General features: G+C 64.6%; 20 protein-coding genes. 10 read left to right on the forward strand and 10 right to left on the reverse strand.

Annotated elements, in window-relative coordinates:
- Positions 1–6: 6 nt before the first annotated feature.
- Genes AC5RV1_RS02790 through AC5RV1_RS02810 form a run of 5 tightly spaced genes read right to left on the reverse strand, consistent with a single transcriptional unit; the run spans position 7 to position 5,226 of the window.
- Complete coding sequence (locus AC5RV1_RS02790) at positions 7–657, reverse strand: DUF624 domain-containing protein (RefSeq protein ID WP_493993453.1); 651 nt, start codon at positions 655–657, stop codon at positions 7–9.
- Positions 654–2,003, reverse strand: coding sequence for an arabinan endo-1,5-alpha-L-arabinosidase (locus tag AC5RV1_RS02795; protein WP_493993454.1), 1,350 nt, complete (start codon positions 2,001–2,003; stop codon positions 654–656). Before AC5RV1_RS02795 ends, AC5RV1_RS02790 begins: the two co-directional genes overlap by 4 nt.
- Before the next feature lie 3 nt (positions 2,004–2,006).
- Positions 2,007–2,957: a carbohydrate ABC transporter permease gene (locus AC5RV1_RS02800; RefSeq protein ID WP_493993455.1), complete on the reverse strand. Its 951-nt coding sequence runs from the start codon at positions 2,955–2,957 to the stop codon at positions 2,007–2,009.
- 12 nt (positions 2,958–2,969) lie between these two features.
- Complete coding sequence (locus tag AC5RV1_RS02805; RefSeq protein WP_493993456.1) at positions 2,970–3,875, reverse strand: carbohydrate ABC transporter permease; 906 nt, start codon at positions 3,873–3,875, stop codon at positions 2,970–2,972.
- 16 nt (positions 3,876–3,891) lie between these two features.
- Positions 3,892–5,226: an ABC transporter substrate-binding protein gene (locus tag AC5RV1_RS02810; RefSeq protein WP_493993457.1), complete on the reverse strand. Its 1,335-nt coding sequence runs from the start codon at positions 5,224–5,226 to the stop codon at positions 3,892–3,894.
- Between the two features lie 293 nt (positions 5,227–5,519).
- On the opposite strand from AC5RV1_RS02810, the gene AC5RV1_RS02815 reads away from it, so the two are divergent.
- The 5 genes from AC5RV1_RS02815 (at position 5,520) to AC5RV1_RS02835 (ending at position 11,896) form a co-directional block, all read left to right on the forward strand.
- The gene (locus tag AC5RV1_RS02815) at positions 5,520–6,989 is read left to right on the forward strand and encodes an arabinan endo-1,5-alpha-L-arabinosidase (protein WP_493993458.1); all 1,470 of its coding nucleotides are present in this window, start codon (positions 5,520–5,522) and stop codon (positions 6,987–6,989) included.
- A gap of 26 nt (positions 6,990–7,015) precedes the next feature.
- Positions 7,016–9,310, forward strand: a complete 2,295-nt coding sequence (locus AC5RV1_RS02820; RefSeq protein WP_493993459.1) for a beta-L-arabinofuranosidase domain-containing protein — start codon at positions 7,016–7,018, stop codon at positions 9,308–9,310.
- Between the two features lie 12 nt (positions 9,311–9,322).
- Positions 9,323–10,027, forward strand: a complete 705-nt coding sequence (locus tag AC5RV1_RS02825) for an alpha/beta fold hydrolase (RefSeq protein WP_493993460.1) — start codon at positions 9,323–9,325, stop codon at positions 10,025–10,027.
- Between the two features lie 129 nt (positions 10,028–10,156).
- Positions 10,157–10,588 carry a LexA family protein gene (locus AC5RV1_RS02830; RefSeq protein ID WP_493945614.1) on the forward strand — a complete coding sequence of 144 codons (432 nt, stop codon included), beginning with the start codon at positions 10,157–10,159 and terminating at the stop codon, positions 10,586–10,588.
- Between the two features lie 27 nt (positions 10,589–10,615).
- Positions 10,616–11,896 carry a Y-family DNA polymerase gene (locus tag AC5RV1_RS02835; protein ID WP_493993472.1) on the forward strand — a complete coding sequence of 427 codons (1,281 nt, stop codon included), beginning with the start codon at positions 10,616–10,618 and terminating at the stop codon, positions 11,894–11,896.
- 49 nt (positions 11,897–11,945) lie between these two features.
- Here AC5RV1_RS02835 and treS read toward each other — a convergent pair whose 3' ends face one another.
- Together treS and AC5RV1_RS02845 are read right to left on the reverse strand one after the other, a co-directional pair.
- The gene (gene treS, locus AC5RV1_RS02840) at positions 11,946–14,144 is read right to left on the reverse strand and encodes a maltose alpha-D-glucosyltransferase (protein WP_493993473.1); all 2,199 of its coding nucleotides are present in this window, start codon (positions 14,142–14,144) and stop codon (positions 11,946–11,948) included.
- Between the two features lie 205 nt (positions 14,145–14,349).
- On the reverse strand, positions 14,350–15,705 hold the full coding sequence (locus AC5RV1_RS02845) for a glycoside hydrolase family 27 protein (RefSeq protein ID WP_493993461.1): 1,356 nt from the start codon (positions 15,703–15,705) through the stop codon (positions 14,350–14,352).
- Between the two features lie 155 nt (positions 15,706–15,860).
- On the opposite strand from AC5RV1_RS02845, the gene AC5RV1_RS02850 reads away from it, so the two are divergent.
- A complete protein-coding gene (locus AC5RV1_RS02850) occupies positions 15,861–17,117 on the forward strand; it encodes a D-arabinono-1,4-lactone oxidase (protein ID WP_493993462.1) in 1,257 nt (418 codons plus the stop codon).
- 87 nt (positions 17,118–17,204) lie between these two features.
- Here the strand turns inward: AC5RV1_RS02850 and AC5RV1_RS02855 are convergent, their stop codons facing one another.
- Complete coding sequence (locus AC5RV1_RS02855; RefSeq protein WP_493993463.1) at positions 17,205–18,041, reverse strand: alpha/beta fold hydrolase; 837 nt, start codon at positions 18,039–18,041, stop codon at positions 17,205–17,207.
- Positions 18,042–18,148: 107 nt separating this feature from the next.
- The gene (locus AC5RV1_RS02860; protein WP_493993464.1) at positions 18,149–19,789 is read right to left on the reverse strand and encodes a 5-oxoprolinase subunit B/C family protein; all 1,641 of its coding nucleotides are present in this window, start codon (positions 19,787–19,789) and stop codon (positions 18,149–18,151) included.
- Between the two features lie 53 nt (positions 19,790–19,842).
- Here AC5RV1_RS02860 and AC5RV1_RS02865 point away from each other — a divergent pair, with 53 nt between their 5' ends.
- Together AC5RV1_RS02865 and AC5RV1_RS02870 are read left to right on the forward strand one after the other, a co-directional pair.
- Positions 19,843–20,178, forward strand: coding sequence for a hypothetical protein (locus AC5RV1_RS02865; RefSeq protein ID WP_493945609.1), 336 nt, complete (start codon positions 19,843–19,845; stop codon positions 20,176–20,178).
- A gap of 166 nt (positions 20,179–20,344) precedes the next feature.
- Positions 20,345–20,500 (forward strand): hypothetical protein, encoded by a 156-nt coding sequence (locus AC5RV1_RS02870; RefSeq protein ID WP_493993465.1) that lies wholly within the window; start codon positions 20,345–20,347, stop codon positions 20,498–20,500.
- Positions 20,501–20,582: 82 nt separating this feature from the next.
- Here the strand turns inward: AC5RV1_RS02870 and AC5RV1_RS02875 are convergent, their stop codons facing one another.
- Entirely contained in the window at positions 20,583–21,113 is a 531-nt protein-coding gene (locus tag AC5RV1_RS02875) for a MarR family winged helix-turn-helix transcriptional regulator (RefSeq protein ID WP_493993466.1), read from the reverse strand.
- Positions 21,114–21,409: 296 nt separating this feature from the next.
- Between AC5RV1_RS02875 and AC5RV1_RS02880 the strand changes: the two genes are divergently transcribed.
- On the forward strand, positions 21,410–22,231 hold the full coding sequence (locus AC5RV1_RS02880) for a hypothetical protein (protein ID WP_493993474.1): 822 nt from the start codon (positions 21,410–21,412) through the stop codon (positions 22,229–22,231).
- On the forward strand, positions 22,228–22,603 hold a 376-nt coding region (locus AC5RV1_RS02885; RefSeq protein ID WP_493993467.1), incomplete at its 3' end, for a phage holin family protein. The genes AC5RV1_RS02880 and AC5RV1_RS02885, both read left to right, overlap by 4 nt.

A 22,603-nucleotide genomic window follows, 5' to 3' on the forward strand; every position in this document is an offset into this window, starting at 1 on the left:
GGGGTTCTAGGCGGGAGAGGTGGCTGCGCGTTCCAACCCTGCGAGCCGCTTCCCCACCAGCCAGCCTGAGAGCAGCAGGGGAACCGACGCGCCCACAAGGGGCACCAGCACCGCCATCCCGGAAAAAACGGCGGCGGCGGCCGCCAGGGTGGCCAGCAGGGACAGGCTCATCACCGGCGACACCAGCGGCAGCACAAAGGCCGTCCGCCACGTCCTCGCCACCTCGTCCCGGTAGCGGCTGCACAGGGCGACTGCGGTTGCCGCGGCAGCCACCATTACCAGGGCGGCAACCGTTGAAAGCACCAGGAGGACAGCGTGTGCGGCCTTTGGGATCGCGGTCCCGGCCTGTCCCAGCAGCGCCAGGAAGTCAAGGAGGAGTACGGCGCCGGCTATCCAAAAGACGCTTCCCACCCGGTTGGCGTGCCGGAATTGGAAGCGGTAAGCCGTGATGAAGTCCCGGACCAGTGCGTCCCCGGCCGCTCCGCCCCGCAGCCTGCCCAGGACTGAGGTGGCGGCGACGGCCGCGGGGAAGACCCCCAGGACCACCAGCCCGGCCAGCACTCCGGCCACAAACAGCACGTTGACCAGGACCAGCCGGGTTGCAAAGCGGAGCCAGTCCATCAGACGGCCGGCCCACCCCAGGGAAGCATCAATCATCGCGGTACATCCTGGGTTCCGGACCAGGCCACACCGTGCTGGTCCATGCCGCTGAAGGACAGGGCAGTCCGGCCCCCGGCCCAGTCCCAGGAACCGAAAACTACTGCATCAAGCTCGACGGCATCGTCTGGCCCGGTGTGCACGGTCCGGAGCCCGATGCGGGTTGGCGCGCCGGAGGACACAACGCAGCCGCCGGTGGTGCTTTCGAGTTCCATGGCCACAGCCTTGACAAGGCCTGCGGACTCAGGAGCGAAACGGAGAACCTGCCACGTTCCTGCCACCGGTACAAGTGCGGGGAGCGTTTCACGCTGCACTCCTGCGAAGGGCTGAGGTGACACCAGGGGCCAGCCGGCCGCGGTGAAGAAGACCCGCCGGAGCTGGACAACGTGTTGGCTCGGATCCGCTGCGAAGCGGACGTGGTGGACCGCGAAATACTCCATGCCGTCCGGACCCGCTTGGGTGAGGATTGAATTGTGGCCGGGGGCCAGCCAGCCGGTGCCGCCGTCGAACTGGTAGCCGCCCAGCACCTTGGTTCCCACAGCCGCGGGAGGGGCGCCCATATCCGTCATCTCCGTGCCACGGAAGTCGCGGTAAGGACCGGTGATGGAGTCCGCGACGCCCACACGCATGTTGTAGGTATTGAAGAGCGAATCGTAGGAGCAAAAGAGGACGTAGCGGTCCTCCTCAGGCCGGTACAGCACAAAGGCGCCTTCCACTGCCCCTTCCACGGACTTCGCCCGGCGGGCGATGGCGGATCCGAGATCACCCTCCACCAGCGGTAGCCCGGAGTTCCGGTCCAGCGGGAGGATGTAGATGCCGGAGAAGAAGGAGCCGTAGGTCAGCCAGGGGAGGCCATCGGCGTCAAAGGTCACTGCCGCGTCTATGGCGTTTTGGGAATGTTCGCCTTTCCTCGTTGCCACCACCAGCCCGCGGTCCTCCCACGGACCGGCCGGTGAAGGTGCAACCGCAAGCCCGATGGCTGAGGTGTTGGAGCCAAAGGTCGACGCCGAGTAGTACATATGCCATTCACCGTTCGGCCAGCGGACAACGTCCGGCGCCCACAACCCCACTGCCCCGGACCATTGCGCAGCCGCTTGCGGTACTCCGTCAAACGCTGTTCCGGTGTACGTCCAGGCCACCAGGTCAGCGGAGGTCCTGATATGTACTCCCGCCGGTATATCTTCCGAGTTGGCGACGGCGTCAGTGGAAAACATGTAGTAGGTGCCGGCATCGTCCCGCACTACGGTGGGATCGTGGGCGTTGCGGGCTCCCCAGGAGGAAGGGTCCTGGCGGGCCCCTGCCGGGAGCGGAAGCAGCTCGCAGGAAACGTCAAGATCGATAGCCACGGTTCAGCCCTTGGAGCCGGAGAGTGCGATGGATTCGATGATCTGGCGCTGGAACACCACGAAGACGATCAGTACCGGCAGGAGCGCCACGAAGGATGCGGCCATGATCAGCGGGTAGTCCGTCTGGATGGCGTACTGGGCGTTGAAGTTGGCAATGACCAGCTGCAGCGTCTGCGTACCCGGCGAGTTCAAGTAGATGATCGGGGCAAGGTAGTCGTTCCACATTGCCATGAACCAGAGGATGAACTGGGCGGCGAGGGCCGGGCGGATGGCCGGCAGGATGAGTGTCCAGAAGATCTGCAGGTAGGAGGCACCATCGATCCTGGCTGCTTCGACGATGGAGTCCGGGATGCTGTTCAGGAACTGGCGCAGGAAGAAGATCATGATGATGTTGCCGAAGAGTCCCGGCACGATCAGCGGCAGCAGCGTATCCACCCAGCCGATGCTGGCGAAGATGGTGAACTGCGGAATCATCAGGGTGGGGAACGGGATCATGAGCCCGGACAGGAGTCCCAGGAACAGGACGTTCTTGAAGGGCATCCGCATCTTGGCGAAGGCAAAGGCCGCGAGCGCGGAGGTCAGTGAGCCCACGATGGTCACCGAGCATGCCACGATCAGGCTGTTCTGCATGCCGCTAAGGAGCGGGCCCGCAGTCCAGATACGGGCGTAGTTTTCCCACACGAACGGATCCGGGATCCACTGCGGCGGAAGCTCAAAGACGCCGTCCTTGGTCTTGAGTGAGGTGGAGAAGGTCCAGGCGAGCGGGGCGATCATCACGATGGCACCGACGCTGAGGATCAGGGTGGTGAGGATGTTTCCCAGGCGGAGCGTGTCCTTGGCGGACCGGGTGCCGCCGCTTGTCCGCGAAGCGGAGGGGCGTGAACCCCCGGTGCCGCCCGGAATTTCCTGGCTTGGTTCCAGTGGTGGGGTGGTGATGACATTCTGTGCGGACATGGGCTGCCTGCCTCAATCGATCGAGAACTGGTTGCGGCGGTTGAGCCGGAACTGGATGAAGGTGATGACGAAGACCAGCAGCCCCAGGACCACGGACATGGCCGATGCGTAGCCCATCTGGAGGTTGTCGAACGCTTTCTGCCAGATGTACCAAACGATGGAAGCGGACTGGAATTCAGGGCCGCCGGTGGGGGTCATAATGTTGATCTCCACGAAGATCTGAGATCCCCCGATGATGCTGGTGACGATGAGGAAGAAGGTGACCGGCCGGACCATGGGGATGGTGATGTGCCGGAACTGCTGCCACGCGGTGGCGCCGTCCAGCGCGGCTGCTTCATAGAGGTAGCGGGGGACCGACTGGAGGGCGGCCAGGTACAGGAGCATGGAGTATCCCAGTCCCTTCCAGATGGCCATGATGATGAGCGCTGGCTTCACCGTCGCGGTGTCCTGCAGCCAGTTGGGGCCGTCGATCCCCACCAGGGCAAGGCCTTGGTTGATGAGGCCGAAGTCGCCGTTGAAGGCCCACTGCCAGAGGATGGCTACGGCGGCAATCGAGGAGATCACGGGCAGGTAGTAGGCGGTGCGGAAAAACGTGGTTCCGCGCATCTTGCGGTTCATGGCCAGTGCCAGGCCCAGTGAGATGACCAGGCCGATCGGAATGCCGATCATCATGTACAGCGTGTTCCAGAGCGACTGCAGGAAGTAGCGGTCGCCGAACATCTTTGTGTAGTTGTCCAGGCCCTTGAAGACCGGCGCTGAAATGCCGTTCCAGTTCGTGAAGGATGCGTAGACAGAAAAAAGGAGTGGGAAAAGCGTAAAGAGGAGGAACCCGATCACCGGTATGGCAACAAATGCAAGGGCGGCCTGGTGTTCCTTCCGGTGAAGCCGCGAGCGGCGCGGGCGCGTCATGGTTGTCATACCGGTGATCCCCCCTCTAGTTGCCGGATTGCTGGTTGGCGGAGTCCAGGAATTCCTGCATCCTGGGCTGTGCTTCCTTCAGGTAGTCCGCCGCCGTCTGCTTGCCGTCCAAAACAGGCTGGATATTGGTGAAGAGTTCGTCGTACCACTCAGCGTTGAAGGTATTGCCGCCTGGCAGCGCGCGGCCATAGTCCTTCACGATCTCGAGGAACTCGGCCTTGTTGGCCGGCTTGGTGGTGGTGTCCGCGGCCCAGGTCTCGGCCATGTCCTTCAGGTTGGGGATCTGGATTCCGGCGTCCACCAGGCTCTGCTGGGCTTCCTTGTTGGCGGTGAGGTATTCCACCAGCTTTACAGCTTCTTCGGGGTACTTCGTGCTTTCGGAAACAGCGACGCCGAGGGTACCGATCCAGCTGGCTGTCTTGCCGGTCTCTCCGGCCGGGTAAGGAATAACGTCCCATTCAAAGCCCAGCTTCTGGTAGGTGGAGAGATCCCAGGGGGCGATGGGGAAGAACCCGATTTCGCCCTTCATCCAGCGCTGGTAGGTGTCCAGGGTCTGGGCTTCAGCCACCGAAGGCGTCACACCATGGACATTCTGCAGGTCGGCGAACCACTGCAGTGATTCAGCAAACTCCGGGGTGTCCACAGTGACCTTGGTGCGGTCCTCGTTGAGCCAGTCCCCGCCGTTGGACCAGACAAACGGCTGCAGGTTCCACTGGACGTTCAGTCCGGTGCCCCACTGGTCCAAGGTGCCGTCGCCATTGGTGTCCGCCGTCAGCTTCTTGGCAGCTGCCACGAACTCGTCGAAGGCGTACGGCTTGTCCTTGTCCGGCAGCGGAATTCCGGCCTTCTCCAGCATCGTCTTGTTGTAGCCGAAGGAGAACGGGCCCACGTCCTTGGGCAGGGCGTAGATGGCCCCCTCGCCCACCCTCTTCCCGTCGTAGCGGTAGCTGTCCACGCCGTACTCCCAGATGTTCTCCAGGTCGATGGTGTCGGAGCCTTCCACGTATTCGGTGATGTCCTTGACGATGCCGTTCTGCACGTAGGCCTGGACGTCACCCGGCCCGATGTAGAACACATCCGGGACCTGCTTGCCGGCAATCGCGGCCTTCAGCTTCGTGGCGTACTGGTCAGCGGTGGTAACGATGATGTCCACGTCCACACCATTGGCGGCCTCGAACTGCTCCACGGCCTTTTCATAGGCCTTCTTCTCGTCTTCACCTCCGCGGAACATAAACGTGAGCTTCTTTTCGCCGCCGGCGTCCCCGCCGGTGGGGGCGGAGCAACCGCCGAGCATAAGGCCGGCGGCGGTAAAGAGCGCCAGGGTTGCGGCCATGGGACGTGACTTCATCATCACGCAGTCCTTCCGGGTTGGTGGAGCAACAAGTGTATGGGCTGAGCTGAGCGGTACCGGACCCCGCACGCCGCGGTAGCGGAGCGTCTTTGCGAGGTTCTTTGCAACGTTGTAAGAAACCATCACACAGCAGCAGATGAATCGTCAAGAGTTAGAAAACGAACGTCTCCAACGCGGAGGGGCGGCTGCTTGACGTGATCCAGGTCGCATGCCATATTTCCATTACAACGTTGCAAGCTTTCTTTTCCCAGCTGCGGCCCCGTGCCGCATCCACTTCCCGGAAGGACCACGTGATGATGAAGTCACGTCCATGGGCGCTGCGCGCTGCAGGATTAGCTGCAGCCATCGGCATCGCCCTCACAGCAGCAGCGCTTCCGACGACGGCCAGTCCCGTCAGCGCCCCGGCAGCAGCGTTGGAAGCCCGGCAGACAGCAAAGTCTGCGCTCGAATGGCCCGCCAAGGAGAAGGTCCAGCCGGACCTTCCCGGGGGCAAGACCGTAGTGGGCCAGACGTCCCCCATACACGATCCCGCGCTGATCATCGCCGGGGACGGCACCTGGTACGTCTATTCAACCGGGCTGGTGAACCGCGAAAACGGCGGCACCATCCAGATATGGGCGTCCCACGACGCGGGAACCACGTGGGAATACAGCGGGACGGTGTGGGACCGGATCCCCGCCTGGATCGACGAGCACTTTTCCGACGGGGAACTGCCGGGCAATCTCTGGGCCCCTGAGATTACTGAGCACAACGGCACGTATTACCTCTACTATTCGGCGTCGCGGTTTGGCAGCAGCAACTCGGTGACGGCGCTGGCCACCAACACCACCCTCGATCCGAACCACCCGGATTATGAATGGGTTGACCAAGGCCTCGTTGTTTCCTCGCCGGTGACCGGACTCGACCCAAGCAACCCGGGAAAAACCTTCAACGCCATCGATGCCGGCATCATCGAGGACGCTGACGGCACGCCTTACATGGCCATTGGCTCCTTCTGGTACGGCATCTTCCTGGTACCCATCGAGTGGCCCAGCGGCAAGCCGGTAGCGGATTGGCAATCAAAGACTGTGAACATTGCGGACCGCTTTATGCCCGGCAACCCCATCGAGGCGTCCTACATCACCCGGCAGGGCAGCTACTACTACCTGTTTGTCTCGTTCGATTCCTGCTGCCGCGGGGGCGACTCCACGTACAAAGTAGCCGTGGGCCGGTCTACTTCCGTGAAGGGCCCCTACCTGGACAAAGAGGGCGGAGACATGTTTGGCGGCGGCGGTTCCGTGGTGCTGGATTCGCATGGAGCCATCACCGGACCCGGCGGCCAGTCGGTCTTCGGCGACTACCTGGCGTTCCACTACTACGACGGCTCCAACGAGGAGATCCCCTACTTCCCCACCCTGGGTGTGCAGAAGATCGAATGGGCTGACGGCTGGCCGGTATTCGACCAAACTGTGGGGCTGCCGGTGATTGCAAAGCAGCCCAAAGCCGTAGAGGCGGGTAACGGCAGAAATGCCAGCTTCAGTGCCGCCGCCACGGGAACACCGGGTCCGGTTGCTGCCTGGGAGACCTCTTCCGACGGCGGCGCAAGCTGGCACAGGGTCGGGACCCAGCCGGTTACCAAACGCACCGACGAGGGCACCTACCGTTCCAACCTCGAACTTCCGCCCCGGATGCCCGGCGACCCGGACGTGCTGGTGCGCGCCGTCTTCCGCAACGCCCACGCTGCGGTGACCACGGACGCCGTCGGACTCTCTCCCAAGCAGTAACGCCCACCAGCAAGAAAGCCCATGCGATGACCAGCAGCACCGCCAATTCCAGGCTCGAGGCAGGGCGTCCGGTGGCACCGTTCCCCCTTGATCGGGTCCGACTCCTAGACAGTGGCTTCAAGACTGCCCAGGAAACCTCCATCCGGTACGTCCTGGAACTTGATACACACAGGCTCTGCGCCCCCTACCTCTCCGAGGCCGGCCTGGATGCCGGTGCTGAACCGTACGGAAGCTGGGAACGGGACGGGATGGGTGGGCATATCGGCGGCCATTACCTGTCAGCCTGCGCACAGTTGTTCGCGGCCACCGGGGATGCGCGCCTGCTCGACAAGGTGCGGTCCGTCGTCGGCGTCCTTGGCAGGTGCCAGGACGCCGGTGGCGACGGCTATGTGGGCGGCGTACCCGGCGGCCGGAAGCTGGGAAACGAACTGGCCGCGGGCACCGTGGATGCGGACCTCTTCACCCTGAACGGACGGTGGGTCCCGCTCTACAACCTCCATAAAACGCTCGCTGGATTGCTGGACGCGTATTCGTACGCGGGATCAGCGGAGGCCTTGGAGATCGCCGCCGGGCTTGCCGACTGGTGGCTGGGCATTTCGGCCAAGATTTCCGGCGAGGCTTTTGAGGAGCTCCTGCATACTGAATTCGGCGGCATGAACGACGCCTTCGCCATCCTTGCCGGAATTACCGGCCGGGCCGACTACCTTCAGGAAGCCCACCGGTTCGCGCACCGCGCCATCCTGGAGCCGCTCGCCGCCGGCCAGGACCAATTGGACGGGCTGCACGCCAACACCCAGATCCCCAAGGCGGTGGGCTACGCCAGGCTCGCCGCCGCCGGCCACCGGGAATACGAGCAGGCCAGCTCCAGCTTCTGGGACTCGGTGGTCCTGCGCCGCTCCGTTTCCGTCGGCGGAAACAGCGTGCGGGAACACTTCCATCCCTCAGCCGACTTCACGCCGATGATCCTTGATGCCCAGGGCCCCGAAACCTGCAACACCTACAACATGCTGAAGCTGGCCAAGCTGCGCTTTGAACAGTTGGGCGACCCGGCCGCCGTCGACTTCTATGAACGGGCAACCTACAACCACATCCTGTCCTCACAGCACCCCCGCCGCGGCGGCTTTGTGTACTTCACGCCCATGCGCCCCCGGCATTACCGCGTCTATTCACGGGCGCAGGAGTCCATGTGGTGCTGCGTCGGTTCGGGGCTGGAAAACCATGCCCGCTACGGTGAACTGATCTACAGCCACAGCGGGAACGAACTGCTCGTCAACCTCTACATCCCCTCGACCCTCGACTGGGCGGATAAGGGCCTGCAGGTCAGGCTCGACACGGACTTCCCGAACTCCGACGAGGCAACACTGCACGTCACGGCACACACCTCCGTCGAGGCCACCATCACCCTGAGGCGTCCGGGATGGGCCGCGGCATTTGAGGTCGACGGTGGGGCCGCGCCGGCCGGCGCCGGCCACGTCAGCATCAGCCGCACCTGGCAGGGCGATTCCGACGTCCGGATCCGGCTGACCCCCGGCTTCCGATCAGAAGGTCTGCCGGACGGTTCGCCCTGGGTCTCATTCCTTTACGGCCCCGTGGTGCTGGCATCGCGGGCGGGAACGGAAGGCGTACCCGGGTTCGAGGCTGCGGACGAACGGATGGGGCACGTGGCCTCGGGGCCCTTGCTGCCGCTTGCCGGAGCCCCCGTGGTCCCCAACGCCGCATCCATCCGGCTTCGCGACAGAGCCACAGTAACGGCGGAGCTGTCAATAATCGACGCCGGCGGGCAACCCGGCACCGTTGTCCTGGAACCGTTCCACGCCATCCACGACGAGCGGTACACCGTGTACTGGCCCTCCGGTGAGCCCAGCGAGCGGCGGGAGGAACTGCTGGAACTGGACCGGGCCGCCGTCGTACAGGGGGAAGTGGTGGATGGCGTAACCGCCGGGGAGCAACAGCCGGAGGCGGACCATGGCTTCCGTGGTGAAGGCACCCGTGCCGGGGGCGGCGAGGGCATCCACTGGCGCAGCGCAACCGGGTGGTTCTCCTACGTCCTTAATGATCGTGATGCCCGCGCCAGCCTGTTGCGGGTCCGCTTCCGCCCGGACGAAAACCGCAGCCATCAGCTGAGTCTGAACGGATTGCCTCTGGGCGAACCTGTCCGCCAGGAGCAGGAGGGCGGGGAGGTGCTGAGCGACTTTCGCATCGGGGATACCTATCGGGCTGCATTCCCTGGCGGCGGACTCGCCTTCACCGTCACGGCGCTGCCCGGCATGCGGACAGGGGATCTCCTGTCCGTCCAGCTCCTGTCGGTGCCTCCCCGGTAGTAGGGTTCCGTCATGGACATCATCCTCGTACCCGGATTCTGGTTGGACGCCTCATCCTGGGAGGAGGTGACGCCGGCCCTGGAGGCCGCCGGTCATCGGACCCATCCGCTCACGCTTCCCGGGCTCGAATCGGTGGACGCGAGCCGTGCCGGAATCGGCCTCCGCGACCATGTCGATGCGGTGGTGGCCCTCCTCGATTCCCTCGAAGGCAAGGTTGTGCTCGTAGGACATTCCGGCGGGGGTGCGATCATCCACGCCGCCCTGGATGCCCGGCCGAACCGGGTGGAGCGGGCCATCTACGTGGACAGCGGGCCCCTCGGCGAAGGGGGCGTCATCAACGACGAACTGCCCGCCGAGGGCGACGACGTGCCACTTCCGCCGTGGGAGGGCTTTGAAGACGCCGACCTGGTGGATCTGGACGAGGGGCTTCGCCAGGCCTTCCGTGCGCGGGCGATCCCGCAGCCGAAAGGCGTCGCCTACGACCAGCAGCACCTGAGTGATGAGCGCCGCTACGACGTCCCGGCCACCATCATCGCCTGCGAATTTCCGTCCTCCATGCTGAAGGAATGGATCGACGGCGGCCACCCCTTCGTTGCCGAATTGGCCCGGATGCGCGACGTCGAGTACGTCGACCTCCCCACGGGGCACTGGCCCCAGTTCACCAAGCCCGCGGAACTCGCCCGCGCCATCCAGGCGGCGGTGGAGCGCACGCCGTAGGCCGTCGTCGTCAATGTGTCGCTTCGTGCGCTCTACTTCACCCGCCAGAAAGGAAGGCCGCTGGCTGTGAATGTCCGGACCGGGGAGTACACTCGGAGTATCGAACATATATTCGAATAAGGGTGTGTTGTGGGCGTTGTTGTCGGTCCCCGTGTGATAGATGCGGGACTCTCTTTGCAGCTGGCTTGGGTGTCTCCGGTGCCCGTTGCTGCCGGTTATCCCTCGCCTGCGCAGGACTACTTCGACGGCCGGATAGACCTGAACGAGCACCTGATCAAGGACATCACCAGCACGTTTGTGGTCCGGGTCACCGGCGACTCGATGGAGCGCGCGGGCATCAGCGACGGCGATGAACTCATCGTCAACAGGGCCCTCGAACCAAAGGACGGCTGCGTGGTTATCGCCGTCCTGGACGGTGAGCTGACGGTCAAGCGGCTTCGCATCACCGCCACGGGCGTGGTGTTGCAGGCGGAAAACCCGAAGTACCCCGATATCAAGGTGTCGGCCCTCAGTGAGCTGACCATCTGGGGCGTGGCCACCCGGTGCCTGCACCATGTCTAAGGGACACGCGTGACCCGGCCAGCCATCATGCGGCAGATGCCCGAGATCGCCCACGTGGACGTCAACTGCTTCTATGCCAGCGCCGAACGCGCCTTTGACCCCTCCCTTGAGGGAAAGCCCCTGATCGTGCTCTCCAACAACGATGGCTGCGCCGTCACGCGCTCACCCGAAGCGAAGGCCCTGGGCATCGGAGTGGGCGAGCCCTGGTTCAAGCTCGCACCGCGGGCCAAGGAATGGGGCCTGATCGCGAAGTCCAGCAATTACGAACTCTATGGAGACATCAGCGCCCGCGTGATGGAACTGCTGGGCCGCTACTCCGCCTGGCTGGAGGTCTACAGCATCGACGAAGCATTCCTCGGCGTTAAAGGCACCCCGGACCACCTGCTGGAACTCGGGCGGACCATCAAGGCCGCGGCAGCCCGGAACGTCGGCGTCCCCGTCTGCGTGGGCATCGCCCGCACCAAAACCCTGGCCAAGCTGGCCAACCAGTGGGCCAAGCACAATGCGGCGTTCAACGGCGTCTGCCGCTGGGATTCGGTACCGCCGGAGCAGCAGGAGGCACTGATGGCCAGGCTCTCGGTGATTGAGGTCTGGGGCGTGGCAACCAGAATCACCAAACGCCTCAACGCCATGGGCATCCACTCCATTCTGGACCTCAAACGCGCAGACCCTGTCCGGATCCGCGAGCGCTTCTCGGTGGTGATGATGCGGACCGTCCTGGAACTGCAGGGGACACCCTGTATCCCCATGGAGGAGGCCCGGATTGGCCGGGACCAGCTGATCTTCTCCCGCTCTTTTTCCACTCCCATCACCAGGGCCCACGACGTGCGGCAGGTCCTCAGCGTCTATGCCCAAATGGCCAGCGGCCGGCTGGCCAAGCACAACCTGCAGGCCAAACTCCTCACCGCCTTCGCCGGAACGTCCCACTTCAACGCGCAGGAAACGTCCTTTCCGTCCGTGTGCGTCCCGCTTCCCATGCCGACGGCGGACCCTGTCATCCTCACCAAAGCCGCCCACGCGCTGCTGCCCGCCATCATTGACGGCGCCAAGTACGCCCGCGCCGGCATCATGGTCACGGACCTGCGGCCCAGCGGCAACCAGAAACCGCTGGAGCCCTTTGAGAACCCGCACGAGGAAAGGCACATCGGGCCGCTGCTGGAGGACATCACCCGCCGCTACGGCCGCGGCTCCATCGGCCTGGGCCACGCCGGGATCCGCGGCGGCCCGGACTGGACCATGAAACGGGACATGCGCTCCCCCAGGTACACCACCCACTGGGACGAGCTTCCGCTCGTCAAGGCAGCCTAGCTGCACCGAGGCAGCGCCGCCCGGGGAAGCGTCCCCACCACAGTTGTCCCTATGCTTCGTCCTCCACGCTGACCGGTTCCTCGATCAGCAGCGCCGTGCCCTGGTATGGGCCGAGCTCGATGAAGAAACTGTGCAGGTCGTCCACCTGGCCCACGGTCTCCTCGGTGAAGAGGTCCTGGACCTGCGCGCCGGCTTCCAGATGGGTGGACTGGACACTTCCGGTGATGCCTTCACCGGAGAAGTTCAGGACCGTCACCTGGATCTGCCCTGATGCGAGGCGGTGCACCATCACCAGCAGGCCCCGGTGGGAAACGTCCGGGACGTCCAGGAGCAGGCTGGTGGCAATCCCCCACTCCTCACGGACCTTGAGGATTTTCTGGAGCCTTCGGGCAAAGGACCGGTCGTCCTTGAGCTGCTCGGGCAGAGGACCGTAAAGGCTGCGTGCCCGTGGCATCCCCGAAGCTGAGACGGTGGCTTCGGCGTTGGTGCCCATCAGGTCGTGGGCGCCCCGGTTAATCCACCTGGTATCGCCTTGGGCTGTGAGCTCGCTGACCTGCGCCCGGTCCAGGGTTGTCATGCCCACCATGTCCCAGCCGGAAAGCGCGAAGACTCCGGGCTGCAGCGCGTTGTACATTGCCAGCAGCAGGTGGGCTTCCCGCACCGTCTCAACCTGCTCGGCAGTCAGCGAGGAAATGTCCTTGATGCCCAGGGCGGCGGTGATAACGCTGACCGTGGTGCAGGCAATACCGTTGGTGGTGAAGACCGCGTTGTAGGGCCCGTTTTCGCCCGTGAGTTTGTTCCGGAGCGTGTCCTGGACATGTTCGGTCAGCTCGGCGCCAGTCAATTCGGAACCAGCCAACTCGAAGACGTCGTCCTTGTGCCGGGTGGCGAAGTGCACCAACTCATAGGTCAGCTCATCGTGGTTCTGCAGCGCGTGCACCAGTGACGCCTGGTCCACACCGATCTCCATCGCCAGCCGCAGGGTCAGCCGCAGGAACTCCGTGTCCTGGGTGACCAGGGCATAGTGGTAGCCGGGCCGCGTGATGAAGTCGTAGGACAGGTCCGGGCCGGTTTCCGAGGTCGCCTTGATGTCATCAATGGTGAGGTTGAGTTCCTGGAACGAGAAGCCGCCCACCTTGCGTACCATGCTGCCGATCAGCTGGTTCGCTGCTTCGGAGAGCGGATGACCTTCGGACCAGCCGGGCTGTTCCTCTGCGCTTTTTTCGACGCCGAGGAAGCCGTTGGCATCCAGCCGCAGCGCGCCGGTGCCCAGGTCCAGCAGCGAATGCAGTGCGTCGCCCACCACCAGGCGCATGCCGGAGAAGGTTGGGTCCAGCCAGTTGATGGACGGCTGCCCGGCCTTGAAGTAATGCAGGTACACCCACCGGCGCTTCTGGCCGGTGGTGTCCACAATGGCGCGGGTGGCGCTCCAGTTGGTTTCCTTCACGCCCGGTTCATAGAAGATGACCCGCTGCAGCCGGCCGATGATGTATCCGGCCTTCTGCAGGGCCTGCTCGGCTTCGGGGCTGATGTTTACCGAGTCCTCGCCCGGCGGAACGTCGGGCAGCAGGTGCCAGTCTGATTCCGGAATGTCGATCATGTGATAAATGCCGGGGTAGTCCCGGTAGTTCATCTCTGCCAGGCGGAAGTCCGCACCCTTGCCGGTGTGCCCGGGGACGATGTCATCAATGATGGTGCCGTCGTGTTCGCCGGCAACCTCGCACATCCTGCGGAACTCGTCTTCGGAACCGAACAGTGGATCGATGGCCATGCTGATGCGGTCAAAGTGGCCGTCCACGCTGGGCGTTTCTGCCCACCCCTGCAGGCCGCCGGCCTTCTTCACCGGTCCTGTGTGGATGGCCCGGATGCCGATTTCCCGGAACGTCTTCCACAGTTCAGGATCGCCGAGCGCCCCCAGGAAGGATTGGCCCGGCGTCGTCATAAACGAAAGCGGGTAGGCAGTGAACCACACCGAGGCGCGTTCGACGGCGGCCCGCGGGTTGGGGTGCGCGTAGGAGTGCTGCCACATGCTCGCCTGCCCTGACAGCTGCCGGGCAAGGACATTGGCATCGCCGAGCATCGCCTGGTTCCTCAGCCACTCCACATAGGTTTTGTTGAGGCCGTCAAGTTCCAGTGACGGCGCGTTGGCAAAGTACTGCCGGCGGCGGGCTACAGGCCGCAGCGCCTTGGGCCGTGCAGGGTAGAACTTTTCATCGAAGGTAATTTCCGGCGCTTCCGGGGCCTCCATAAGCTCCGCAGCTTCCGCTGCCTCCGCTTCGGTCACACCGCCGGTGTCCCCCGCTAGCTCTGCTGCATCATCCTCAGAGACGCTGGCGGTAGCTTTTCCCAGTTCAGACACTGAGTTCCTCCCTCAACTCGACTGCATTCCACTCTGCCATGATTCAACCGCCGGCCGAACGGCGCCGGGCGATGAATTTCCGGTGAGCGGCGGCTCAGGGGGTCCGTACCCGCGAGAACCGGTAGAAATGCACGCCGTGCGGCGGAACCTCAACATGCAGCGCCGGCCAGCCCCTCAGTGGGCGGATCACGGCGTTGCGCCCGCTCCACGCCTCACGGCCGTGCCACTCACCCTCCGGGAGGGCGGTGTCGGGAAGGGCGGCGTCGGAAAGAGCTGTGCCCGAAACGGAAGCACCAGGGCCTGGAAGCCCAAGGTCCGCGAGCGGCAGCGTCCGGGACAACCCGGCCGTTCCGGTGTTGAACGCCGCAACAAAGTAATCGTCCGACGCCGTGCTGTCCGCCGCCCACAGCACCAGGCCGCCGTCGCGCCGTAACTCCCGGTTGTTGGTACTGGCGCCGTGCGCGTCCAGGAGGTCCCGGTTGGTGAGGAGGTCCAAGGTTTCCGCAGGCGACGACGGGAGGTCGCACCCGAGCATAAGCGGCGATCGTGCAACGCACCAGAGTGTCAGCATGGTCCGCTGTTCATCAAGGGTGAGGCGGCTGAGCCGCTCGCTTCCCCGTTCTGCCCGCTGGGCGATCCTGCCGACGGGCAGCATGTCGGCGTCCGCCCAGGCACCGGGGCGCTGGTGGGCGGCCCACCTTGCCAGCCGGGCAAACTGGGCCTCCACGTCCTCCCACACGTCCCAAAGGTCGTCCGATACCCGCCACATTTGAGCATTTCCGCGGAGGTGCTCCAGCCTCGCCAGTGACACCGCCCTGCCCGGCGAAAGGCTGAGGACCATGTCCCGGCCGCTGCTGTCCAGGGCTTGGCGGTAGGCCTCGATTTCAGCGCCAAAGTAGGGCCCCAGCATGTCGTCCGCCTTGACGAAGTCCACTCCCCAGCCGGCGAATTGCCGCACTTGGGAGTCGTAGTAGGCCTGGGCGCCGGGGTGGTCATGGTCGAGCCCGTAGTTGTCCGTGTTCCAATCGCACACCGAAGACTTGTCTGCCACTTCGCCGGCAGTGAAGGCCGTGCCTTCAATGGGGAGACCCTGATGCACCGCCTGTCGGGGTATGCCCCGCATGATGTGCAGCCCGAACTTGAGCCCCAAAGCGTGGATCCGGTCCGCCAGGGGTTTGAAGCCGAGTCCACCCGCGGCCGAGGGGAACCGGTTGACGGCGGGGAGCTGCCGGCCAAAGCTGTCCAGTTCCAGCACGGCACCCTCGTTGTAGCCGCCCGCCCTCGCCGCGGGTTCGTACCACTGGATGTCCACAACCACCGTGTCCCACCCGAAGGGCAACAGGTGCTCAGCTATAAAAGTGGCGTTCGCCAGCACCTCCTCCTCGGTCACCGTGGTGCCGTAGCAGTCCCAGCTGTTCCAGCCCATCGGCGGAGTCTCGGCAAGCGTCACCGGAAAAATTTACAACGATAGAAAGGCGAAGGCAAGAGCATCCGGGTTTGCCTCGGGAAACGACGCGGCGGCACGTGCCGCCGCCTTGACATGCAGATTGTGAGCGCTGACAGTTGAGTGAGCCGCCACCCATCCCCCATCGGAAAGCTGATTCATTGAAGAACTGGGCAGGAAACCTCGAATACTCCTCTGCAAAGGTCGAACGGCCGGAATCCGTGGCGGAACTGGCACAGCTTGTGGAGCGAGCGGCCCGCGTCAAGGCCCTGGGATCACGCCACTCCTTCAACCGTGTGGGTGACACCGATGGAGTCCACGTCCTGCTCGACGCCCTGCCCCAGCACATAGCCCTGGACACCGATCGCAACACTGTTAGGGTCAGCGGCGGCGTCAGCTACGGCGCCCTGTGCCGAACCCTCGAGCAGTCGGGTGCAGCTATCCACAACCTCGCGTCACTTCCCCACATTTCGGTCGCAGGCGCAGTGCAGACGGGAACCCACGGCTCCGGTGTGGATAACCCGTCGCTGGCCGGGGCCGTACAGTCCATCGACTTGGTAAGGCCCTCGGGCGAAACCGTCACCCTGTCCCGGGAAGATGGGGACGAATTCCTGGCCAGCGTAGTGGGCCTGGGCGCCCTGGGGATTGTCACCGGCCTTGAACTGGCCGTCCAGCCGAGCTTTGAGGTGCGCCAGCGCGTGCTGGAGGACCTGCCATGGGAACGGGCGCTGGCAGCCTTTCCGGGCATCATGTCCAGCGCGTACAGCGTCAGCCTTTTCACCAATTACGCCGGTGACACCATCAGCCAGGTGTGGCTGAAAGCGCTGGGCTCGGAGCCCCCGCTGACCGAACTGTTCGGCGCAACGCCGGCCCTGCGGCCCCGGCACCCGCTGCCGGATATGTCCGCCGAAAACTGCACTATCCAGCTTGATGAGCCGGGGCAGTGGCTGGACCGGTTGCCGCACTTCCGTCACGAATTCACCCCAAGCAAGGGCGAGGAACTCCAGAGCGAATTCATCCTGCCGCTGGAGCATGCACCGGCCGCGCTGCAGGCGGTCCGCAGCCTGGCGGAAAAGCTCGCGCCCCTGCTCTTTGTCTCGGAAGTCCGCACGGGTGCCGCGGACGAATTCTGGCTGAGCCCCTTCTACAAGCAGCAAAGCGTTGCCCTGCACTTCACCTGGAAGCCGTTGCAGGCCGAGGTGGAATCCCTGCTCCCGGAACTCGAAGACCTGCTCCGGCCCTTCGGCGCCCGGCCGCACTGGGGCAAGCTTTTCTCCCCCGGGGGCCACGACTGGGAGACGCTCTACCCCCGCTTCGCCGGGTTCCGGTCCCTGGCGTCGTCCCACGATCCCGAGGGCAAGTTCCGCAATGCTCTGCTGGACAGCATCCTCGGCGTCCCCGCAGCGAGCGGCCGGTAACTGAATGGGTACGCCCGCCCCCGCGGCGGGCCGCGAACTGAAGCGTTCGACGGCGGGTGCCCACCCGCCGTCGAACGCTTCAGTTGGTTACCGGTCGCTCCAGCCGGCAGGCGGGGGCCCGTCCAGAAACGTGGTCACAACGTCCTGCACCAGCCCGGTCCTGGACAACCCAAAGAAGTGGGTCGTGCCGGGAAAAACCGCCAGTTGCGATGCAGGTACGCCGTCGAAGTCACCGTTTACATCTCCCCCGCGGAGCTGCAGGAACCGCACGGCATGCTCGAGCTTGACCATGTCGCAATCGCCCACCGTGATCAGCGTCGGGGCAGCGATGCTGCGGATCTCCTCATCGCTCCATCCGATGGCATCCGCGTCGTAGCCGCCGAGCTTGTCCAACAGCCCCTGCAGGTGCTCGCGGTCCGGGTGCGGCGAAACAGCCAGGTAGCGTTGTCCCATTGGAGTGCCGGCGATCATATCGACGGTCATGGCGGCTACCGCCTCGGCGTTTCCGCCGCGGTCCCCATCGGGGCGGAATGATACTGACGAGACAATGAGCTTGCGGATAAGTTCCGGATGCTTGACCGCCAAGTGCAGCGCCACCGCGCCCCCGACGCTGAAGCCGAACACATCAACCTTCGGGACGCCCAGGTGTTCAAGGAGTCCGATGACATCGGCAGCAAGGTCGCGGGTTTTCAGCGGACGGTCGATGTCGTTGGTCCGGCCGTGCCCCTGGAAATCTGTTGCGATGACCCTCCGTCCCGCTGACAAGCCCGGGATCAGGGCGCCGAATTGCTGCTCGATGTCGAACAGTCCGCCGTGCAGGAGCAGCAGCGGCGTGCCGCCGGCGCCGTGCAGCTCGTAGTACATTTGCAGGCCGTTGACGGGGGCGTATCCCGTTTCGGGGGCTGGCGTCACTGGCTCAGGCATGTGGTGGTCCTCCGTCCGTTTCGGGTCATCCTAGTGCGGTGGCGGTCCCGGCGGGAGGGGCAGGGTGAGGCCAAGGCAGTGCCTCCTATGCAAAAGCAGCCGTACCCTCAGCCGCCGGCCTCTACCCGCCGGAACCGGATACGGCCGCCGATGGGCACCTGCCCCACGAGGTCCAACTGGTGGTCCACCACCACCCCGATCACGGGGTAACCGCCGCTGACGGGATGGTCGGCGAGGAACAGGACGGGCAGCCCCTCCGGAGGGACTTGGAGGGCGCCGGCCACGGTGCCTTCACTGGCCAGCTCCCCCTGCCGGTTCCGCTCCAGCGCTTGGCCCGAAAGGCGCATTCCGATCCGGTTGGACCGGGGGGTGACCTCCCACTCCTGGGCGTAGAACGATTCCACGGCCGCGGCGCCAAACCAGTCCTCCCGGGGGCCGGGCACAACATCCAGCACCGTCACTCCCTCGCCAGGGAAATCGGGCTGGACCTCGGGATTGCTCACCACACGGGATTCCGTAGCATCGCCGGCATGGATGAAGTCTCCCTTCGCCAGCGGGGCGGGCCCCAGGCCGGACAGGGTATCCGTGGAACGGCTGCCCAGGACTTGTTCGGCCTCCACGCCTCCACGCATGGCCAGGTAGCTGCGGAAGCCTTGTTCCGGCGGGCCAATGGTCAGCAGCTCACCGTCCAGCAGCACGAACGGTTCTGCCATGGATATATTCCGCTCGAAGTATGCGTCATTGTCCTCCGGATCCCCGACCGGGCCCTTCACAGTCAGCGCCGCAGGGGCGCCGGTGACAGCCAGAATTTGGTCACCGACTGCCTGCACCTGCAGTCCTCCGGCCACGACTTCCACGGCGGCAGCTGACGGGCCGTTGCCCACCAGCCGGTTCGCGCGGCGCAGGGAGGATCGGTCCAAAGCGCCGGCAGTGCCCACACCCGAACCGGTGTACCCGGGGCGGCCGAGATCCTCGATAAGACTCTGCATTCCCGGCGACAGTACGCGCAGCCCCGCGTCGGGTGGGGACCCCGCCTTCTTAGTCCCCTCATCCGGGACTCCCACGTCGATGAGTTCCCGGACGGGCCGGAACTGCACCCGGTCGCCGGGGGCGGCGAGCGCGGGCTGCTCCCGGCCCAGGTCCCACATCCGGGCAGCGGTTCGGCCAATCAGTTGCCACCCGCCGGGGCTTTGCCGCGGATAAACGGCCGAGTAGCTTCCGGCGAGGGCCACCGACCCTGCCGGAACAGCAGTCCGGGGCGAGGATCGGCGCGGAACGTCGAGCACCTGGTTCTCGCCCACCATGTAGCCGAAGCCGGGGGCGAACCCGCCAAAGGCCACAGTCCACACCTGTCCGGTGTGTGCAGCCACCACGCCGTCCGGACCCAGGCCGGTCAGCGTTCCCACTTCGGCGAGGTCTTCGCCGTCGTACACGGTATCTATGGTTACCAGCCTGCCCTCCGCCCGCTCCTGGACCGCAAGGTCCATTGCGAGCAGCAGCGCCGGCATCCGGCGCGCCGCACGCGGTGAATCGGCCATCACCAGCACTGTTTCCGCAGCCGCAAGGACATCCACTTGGCCTGGGAGCGGATGTTTCAGCAGCAATGCCTGCAGTGCGAGAACGCCCGGAAGCCCGGAAAGCTCGGCGAGAACCGCAGTGGTCCCCACCGCACGGACCGCCAGCACCTTCAGTGCAGCGGACGGGACGGGGGATGCCGGATTTCCGGGAGCAGGCGGCGTTGTCTCCATAGGAACCTCATGGTACGCGGAACGTCAATACGCTGGATTGTTAGGCTGTACCCATGAACCGCCGCCTTGCCACCCTGTCCGCTGTCCCCCTGTTGCTGCTGCTTGCCGGCTGCGGCGCCGTAGAGGAAGCCGCGGGGAACGCAGCCAGCGATGCTGCCTCAAAGGTTGCCACCGCCGCCGCCGACGAAGTGAACCGGCAGATCTGCGCGGTGGTCCAGGACGGCCTGGTCAGCGTGGAGGACAAACGGGTGCTCGGGGGGCTGGTCTCCGCTGCCCGCACGGCCGGCGTTCCGGCCGAAATTACAACGCCGCTGGGCCAGATTGCGGAGTCCGGAGACCAAGTGCCGGCCGAGTCCGTCCAGGCCCTGAAGGATGCCTGCACGGCGTAAGGCTATTCCCTTTCATTGCCTCTTTGAGATCCCGCCGAAATCCAGGAAGCCCTCAATCCCGTAGCTCCCCCGGACTCCATCAGCGATGAGGAGGACGAACAGTGACCGGCAGCCTGAAGAATACGCTGAGCTTTACCTGCGGGAAGGTCCCTGGTGTACGGCTTATGTGGATGCCGGAACCGGCACAGTGGACCCGCTCGCTAAGCACCGCCCGGAGGAATTCCCCTATGTTGTGGCTGAGGTAAGCCGCGAACACGGCGAGATCCGGCTGCACTACGCCGGCTCAGGCACTCCTGACAGCACCCAGGAGGTGCAGGGGTGAGAACAAGAAGTAAACCGCTATGGAGAAGAGGGGCAAGGCCATGCGGCCCTGCCCCTCTTGCTGTATCACCACGGTCCTGTCATCACTGGTGCGGCTGGTCCAGCCCGCGCAGCCCGCTGCCGCGGCCGCCATGGGGCCGGCGTGCGTTCCTGTGCTCAGGAGCAACGAACGGAACCACCTCGGGATCCCGGGTTGCCGGCAAAGCCCGAATGAATTTCGAAAGTTCCTCGTGCAGGACCTTCCACGCGATGTTGGGATCGTCGGGATAAGCATCACTTTCTGCCTGCCGTGCCGCATCCAACGCAGCCCTGCCAACTTCTGTCAGCTCGACCTTAAACTGCCGGCGGTCTGCTGACTGCCGGGTCCTGCTGATGTGCCCTGAAGCTTCCAACCTGGTAAGTACTCGGCCCAGGGTCTGGCTCTGCACACGGACCACTTCCGCAAGCTGCTCCTGGTTCAAGGGCCCGGCAGCCAGCCCTTCCAGGGCAATAACGGCGGCGCGGGTCAGTCCAAGGGGCGCCAGAGCGTCATCCTGACGCCTTTGGACCAGCCGCGCCGCCAGTGTAATAAGGCGGTAGCTGTTCCGTGCATCCGGATCGAGGTTGCTGGTCATCGGCCGCGGCCTTCCTGTAGGTGGCGAAGTGCGGGTGTCCTCACCCCTTCATGCGTCGCTACCTACCTACAATAAGCATGCTTAGCATCCTATTCGCAAGTAGGCTTACTATTCACCGTCAAAACATCTTCGCGACTCCGCGCACAAACAACCCTCCACGGCACCTCCACCAACACACCCCCTTGCAAAGCAAATGGGAAGTGTGCTTAGTATCTAAGTAGTAACCATGCTTACTAACTACAGCCAGCACTGCTGGTTCTTGATCGCCAGCTGACCCTTCTACGAAAGAGAGCATGATGACAGAGAACCAATGGCCCCAGACGCCTAACCCCGCCATCTCGGATCCTTACGGCGCCTCAGAGGTTGGTGCTGAAGACACCTTCACTTCCTCAGGCACGCCTGATTCCGGCGCCAGTTCCAAGAAGCAGGCAGCCAAGGAAGAAGCTTCGAACGTAGCCGGCCAGGCCGCAACCGCAGTACAGGGCGTCGCCCAGACGGCCAAGGAGGAAGTGGCCAACGTCGCCTCCGAGGCAAAGTCCAGCGCACAGGACCTGCTGTCCCAGGCAAAATCAGGGCTTTCCAGCCAGGCCGGCACCCAGCAGCAGAAGGCGGCCGAGGGCATCCGCACCATTTCCAGCCAGCTGCAGAGCATGGCGGACGCCCCGGACCAGCAGGGTATGGCCAGCGACCTGATCCGGCAGGCTGCCCAGCGCAGCGAGTCGGTGGCTTCCTGGCTTGAGAACAAGGAGCCGGGCGATCTGCTTGGCGAGGTCCAGAGGTTCGCCCGCAACAAGCCCGGCACCTTCCTTCTGCTGGCCGCCGGCGCCGGTGTCCTTGCGGGCCGCCTGACCCGCGGCCTCACCGCAGACACCAACGCATCCCAGGGCGGGACCTTGCAGTCCTCCCCCGCACAGCGCCCTGTGGCCGCTCCGCAGGCAGCACCCCTCCGGCAGGAGACGGTGTTCGCTGCAGGAAGCGCCACCGACCTGTACGACGAGCCGGTTGTAGGCACGGGAACTCCGGTATCCACCGCGTCGCTGCCTTCAGGTACCGCGGAAGACAGCGCCCTGCGCTTTGAGGATGACCCCTACCAGTCGAAGGAAGGACGCCACCTGTGAGTAGTTCTATTCCGGAGCCGCCGCCGAGTGAGGCGCATGTGAAGGCGGACAACGCGTCGTTGGGTGAGTTGCTGGGTGATGTGACCCGGGATCTGTCCACCCTGATGCGCCAGGAAGTCGAGCTCGCCAAGGCCGAACTGAAACAGTCCGCCACCAAGGCAGGCAAAGGCTCCGGCATGCTCGCCGGAGCCGGCGTCGCCGGGCACTTCGTCCTGCTGTTCCTTTCCCTGGCACTGATGTTCGCCCTGGGCGCCCTGATGCCGCTGGGCTGGGCCGCCGTGATCGTCGCCGTGATCTGGGGCATCATCGCCGCGGTCCTGGCCTCGATCGGCCGCAAGGAACTCAAACAAATCAAAGGCATGCCCCAGACAG

The organism is Arthrobacter sp. Hb9-2 (genome assembly GCF_059091165.1).

Coding starts and splice junctions, on each gene's coding strand:
- AC5RV1_RS02790 (WP_493993453.1), bottom strand. CDS start 657: ATGATTGATGCTTCCCTGGGGTGGGCCGGCCGTCTGATGGACTGGCTC.
- AC5RV1_RS02800 (WP_493993455.1), bottom strand. CDS start 2,957: ATGTCCGCACAGAATGTCATCACCACCCCACCACTGGAACCAAGCCAG.
- AC5RV1_RS02805 (WP_493993456.1), bottom strand. CDS start 3,875: ATGACAACCATGACGCGCCCGCGCCGCTCGCGGCTTCACCGGAAGGAA.
- AC5RV1_RS02810 (WP_493993457.1), bottom strand. CDS start 5,226: ATGATGAAGTCACGTCCCATGGCCGCAACCCTGGCGCTCTTTACCGCC.
- AC5RV1_RS02815 (WP_493993458.1), top strand. CDS start 5,520: ATGATGAAGTCACGTCCATGGGCGCTGCGCGCTGCAGGATTAGCTGCA.
- AC5RV1_RS02820 (WP_493993459.1), top strand. CDS start 7,016: ATGACCAGCAGCACCGCCAATTCCAGGCTCGAGGCAGGGCGTCCGGTG.
- AC5RV1_RS02825 (WP_493993460.1), top strand. CDS start 9,323: ATGGACATCATCCTCGTACCCGGATTCTGGTTGGACGCCTCATCCTGG.
- AC5RV1_RS02835 (WP_493993472.1), top strand. CDS start 10,616: ATGCGGCAGATGCCCGAGATCGCCCACGTGGACGTCAACTGCTTCTAT.
- treS (WP_493993473.1), bottom strand. CDS start 14,144: ATGGAGGCCCCGGAAGCGCCGGAAATTACCTTCGATGAAAAGTTCTAC.
- AC5RV1_RS02855 (WP_493993463.1), bottom strand. CDS start 18,041: ATGCCTGAGCCAGTGACGCCAGCCCCCGAAACGGGATACGCCCCCGTC.
- AC5RV1_RS02860 (WP_493993464.1), bottom strand. CDS start 19,789: ATGGAGACAACGCCGCCTGCTCCCGGAAATCCGGCATCCCCCGTCCCG.
- AC5RV1_RS02865 (WP_493945609.1), top strand. CDS start 19,843: ATGAACCGCCGCCTTGCCACCCTGTCCGCTGTCCCCCTGTTGCTGCTG.
- AC5RV1_RS02875 (WP_493993466.1), bottom strand. CDS start 21,113: ATGACCAGCAACCTCGATCCGGATGCACGGAACAGCTACCGCCTTATT.
- AC5RV1_RS02880 (WP_493993474.1), top strand. CDS start 21,410: ATGACAGAGAACCAATGGCCCCAGACGCCTAACCCCGCCATCTCGGAT.